The sequence below is a fragment of the Methylophaga sp. genome, assembly GCF_965655755.1.
Taxonomy (GTDB): domain Bacteria; phylum Pseudomonadota; class Gammaproteobacteria; order Nitrosococcales; family Methylophagaceae; genus Methylophaga.
The window spans coordinates 1-3,413 of sequence record NZ_CBFHHW010000065.1; the positions used below are offsets into that span (position 1 = coordinate 1).

Consider the following 3,413-nt stretch of genomic DNA (forward strand, 5'->3'; position numbering starts at 1 on the left):
AACGGGGCAGATGAAGGAAATGTGCTCGACATATCAGTGGCTTTTGGTCACCGTTTTGAGTGGCCTCTCAACCAAGCTAATTCCTCAAGGTTTGAGTTAAGACCCAAACTAGGGTTGGGTTATCATAGCCAGAATTTAAAGGCGGTAGATGGCTATCAGACAATACCGGCGAACGGCGCATTTGCGGGCCTTGATTCAAGCTACGACACAACGTGGTTTGGTCCATGGGCCGGATTAGAGACAGTTTTTATCAAACACAATAAATTCGAGCTGGGTTTAAATCTGGAATATCACTACATAGATTATGATGCTGAGGCTGAATGGAACTTAAGGTCTGATTTTGCTCAGCCTGTGAGCTTTGAGCATGAGGCTGATGGAAGCGGTTGGGTAGCGGGTATTAACAGCAAATGGTACTTTTCCCCCGATCTTGCAATGACTTTCGACTTTGAGTATCAAAAATGGCTTGCAGATAGGAATGGGGTCGACAAAATATATTTCTCTAACGGCAGTGAAGCCAGACTTAAATTTAATGAGGCTGACTGGGAAAGTTATAGCTTCAGTCTAGGGCTTAATTATGATTTTTGATATTCAAAAGCATCACCCTAAGCGATGAGTTTACGAGGCCTAATAAATACTCGGATTGTATTATCAGTTGTATTGATCCTCATTATCGGTGGCCTAATGGCCATATGGCAGGCGAGGCAGTCGGTACAAACAGAGATTAACTCTTCCTTTAACCTTGCACTTGAAATACTCGATCTGAGTTTTAGTTACCCAGCTAACCGCATGGTCAGTGAGCAACACTGGATGCGCCAGCTCAGCACAATTCAAAAAACCCGACATATTCACATTACCCTGGTGAATGAGGATGGTACGGAGAGTGAATGGCTTTCCGACGAAAAAATGGCCGTTCAGGAAGATACGCCACCATTTTGGTTCAAAAAGGCTGTTACGACGGATTATCCTTCTGCCACTTATGATATTCGTCTTCTGGATGGTTCAACCAAAGCGCTCTTGATACGTGCTGATCCGATTGATGAGATTGCTGAAGCCTGGAGTGAATCACTTGCGTTTTTCTGGTCCATTGTTCTGATGATGATGGTAATTTTCATTGCGATTAATATCGTGTTTCACTCAATGTTGAGAACAGTACACGCTATTTTAGATGGTCTTCGACGCGTTGAGAGTGGTGAGTATGGTAAAAAGTTACCTCGGTTCAAAATTAGCGAGTTTGATGCCATTGCCGCAGAAGTAAATAACCTCTCACAAGCATTGGAAACCTCTCGTCAAAATAACCAAGCGTTGGCAAGACATACGATGCACATTCAGGAAAATGAACGTCAGACTATGTCGCGAGAATTACATGATGAAATGGGCCAATCACTAACAGCCGTTAAAGCGATGGCTGTGGCAATCAAACAACCGAAAGCCAAAATCAACCAAATATCAGATTCGATTATAGGCATTTGTAATCATTTGTCTGTGGTGGTCAGATCGATGATGAGAACGCTACACCCATTAAGTTTAGCGGACTTGGGTCTGGCTGCGACACTGACAGATCTAGTGAGTGAATGGCAGCGCCGGCACCCGGTATTGAAGATTGAGTTGAATTATGACGAGGCTGTTGATTGGTTGGATGAGGAGGTAGCCATTCATGTTTATCGTATTGTCCAGGAGTCATTGACTAATGTGGTGCGTCACTCTCAAGCAACACAGGCGATGGTGATAGTTCAACGGCATTTTATAAAAGATCAGAATCAGGTTGCTATACGGGTCGAAGATAATGGCATCGGAGGGTCCGCAGAAGGCGAAGGTTTTGGTGTGTTAGGTATGCGTGAAAGAGTAGAAAGTATGGGGGGACAATTTATATTTGAATCTACGGATGAGCTTGGTGTGAGAGTCAGAGCTTGGATGCCATTTATCGAGAGAGTGGATGAGCAGTAATAAAATAAGTGTTCTTTTAGTTGATGATCATGAAGTCGTCCGCGCCGGTTTCAGAATGTTGTTGTCTACACAAACCTTTATTGGTGAAATCATGGACGTTAATCGAGGTGAGTTGGTAGGACAAGTTTATGAACGCTTGCAACCGGATGTGGTTGTTATGGATTTATCGATGCCAGGCATGGGTGGGCTGGAAACTATACGCAGGTTGCATAAGCAGGATGCTCAAGCAGTCATACTCGTTTATAGCATTCACGATGAGACCATATATGTAGAGCGTGCACTGCAAGCTGGAGCAAAAGGTTATGTGAGTAAAAACAGTGCGGCAGAAGTATTAGCTGAAGCTGTGAAAACGGTTGCCGGAGGCAAGCAATACATTGAGCAGACACTTCTACCTGAAGTCGATGATGTTCGTTATGTAGATATTGCTTTTTATCGTGAAATGCTCGATTTATTGTCACCCCGAGAGTTCGATGTTTTTTGTCGCCTGGCTAAAGGGATGACTGCCCATGAAGTAGCTGCCGATCTTCATCTTGGCTATAAAACTGTTGCCAATTACAGCACCCAAATAAAAAGTAAATTGAATGTCAATACTGCTGCCGACTTGGCCAATATTGCGGTGGTATTAGGTGTTATAAAGCCATAGAAAAATTTTGCACACCTTCAGCTGAGGCGTTTTAAGGAAACGATCTCATACCATCAGCATCTGTATCGAAGAAATTGCTTTATAATCTATAGCCTAAAGTAAGATCATCGCTCTTGAGGGTAGAGGTTGGTTTTTTTTGGAACAAATTACTTAAGCAAAAAGGACCTCAGATGACAAAAAATATCCTGAAAATGATACCTGCCGTAGTGGCTTTTTCTCTATCTAATGCTGTTCTGGCAGAAGATAATTATGACCTTGATGATATTCGTGATTGGAATATTGTAAAAATCGAAACATGTTTAGATGCTGCACTCGACACTATTCCTGGTGATGCTCGTAAAGTAGAGCTGAAAATGGAAGGTGATGATCCTGTATATGAGTTTGATATTGAAGCAAGAGCAGATGGCAGCACCTACAATGTAGAGTGTAATGCTGAAGACGGCTTTGTCACTGAAATTGAGCGTGAAGTTAGTGAGAATGACCCAGTCTTCAAGAAAATGGCAAAATTTACTCAGAGCGAAGCTAGAGAAGTTGCTTTGTCATTCCATCCAGGCGAAGTAGTGGCTTCAGAATTAGAGCTCGGCTTTGATGGCGATGCAACCTATGAGTTTGATATTCAAAGTGTTCATGGCTACGAAGTGAAAGTAGATGTAGACGCTGTGACTGGTGAAATAGAAGAAGCGAACATCGAACTGTACGAAATTGGCATGGAAAAAGAATAAAGACTGATTTAAATAAAGCCGCTGATTATTTCAGCGGCTTTATTTTAGACAACTATCGTCACTGAATGATGATGCTGAAATTCTAAACAAACCGCTTACGCCCT

3 protein-coding genes and 1 pseudogene are annotated in these 3,413 nt (G+C 42.6%); all 4 read left to right on the forward strand.

The window, feature by feature from the left end; translation table 11 throughout:
• A pseudogene (locus ACTF5U_RS12290) lies at positions 1 to 585 on the forward strand (TonB-dependent receptor); the annotation flags it as partial.
• 96 nt (positions 586 to 681) lie between these two features.
• On the forward strand, positions 682 to 1,944 hold the full coding sequence (locus tag ACTF5U_RS12295) for an ATP-binding protein (RefSeq protein ID WP_438971924.1): 1,263 nt from the start codon (positions 682 to 684) through the stop codon (positions 1,942 to 1,944).
• Complete coding sequence (locus ACTF5U_RS12300) at positions 1,934 to 2,587, forward strand: response regulator (protein WP_438971925.1); 654 nt, start codon at positions 1,934 to 1,936, stop codon at positions 2,585 to 2,587. Before ACTF5U_RS12295 ends, ACTF5U_RS12300 begins: the two co-directional genes overlap by 11 nt.
• A gap of 170 nt (positions 2,588 to 2,757) precedes the next feature.
• Complete coding sequence (locus ACTF5U_RS12305; RefSeq protein WP_438971926.1) at positions 2,758 to 3,309, forward strand: PepSY domain-containing protein; 552 nt, start codon at positions 2,758 to 2,760, stop codon at positions 3,307 to 3,309.
• Positions 3,310 to 3,413 lie beyond the last annotated feature (104 nt).

Excerpts from the sequence above, each read along its gene's own strand:
- ACTF5U_RS12295 (WP_438971924.1), top strand. The coding sequence starts at position 682 with ATGGCCATATGGCAGGCGAGGCAGTCGGTACAAACAGAGATTAACTCT.
- ACTF5U_RS12300 (WP_438971925.1), top strand. The coding sequence starts at position 1,934 with ATGAGCAGTAATAAAATAAGTGTTCTTTTAGTTGATGATCATGAAGTC.
- ACTF5U_RS12305 (WP_438971926.1), top strand. The coding sequence starts at position 2,758 with ATGACAAAAAATATCCTGAAAATGATACCTGCCGTAGTGGCTTTTTCT.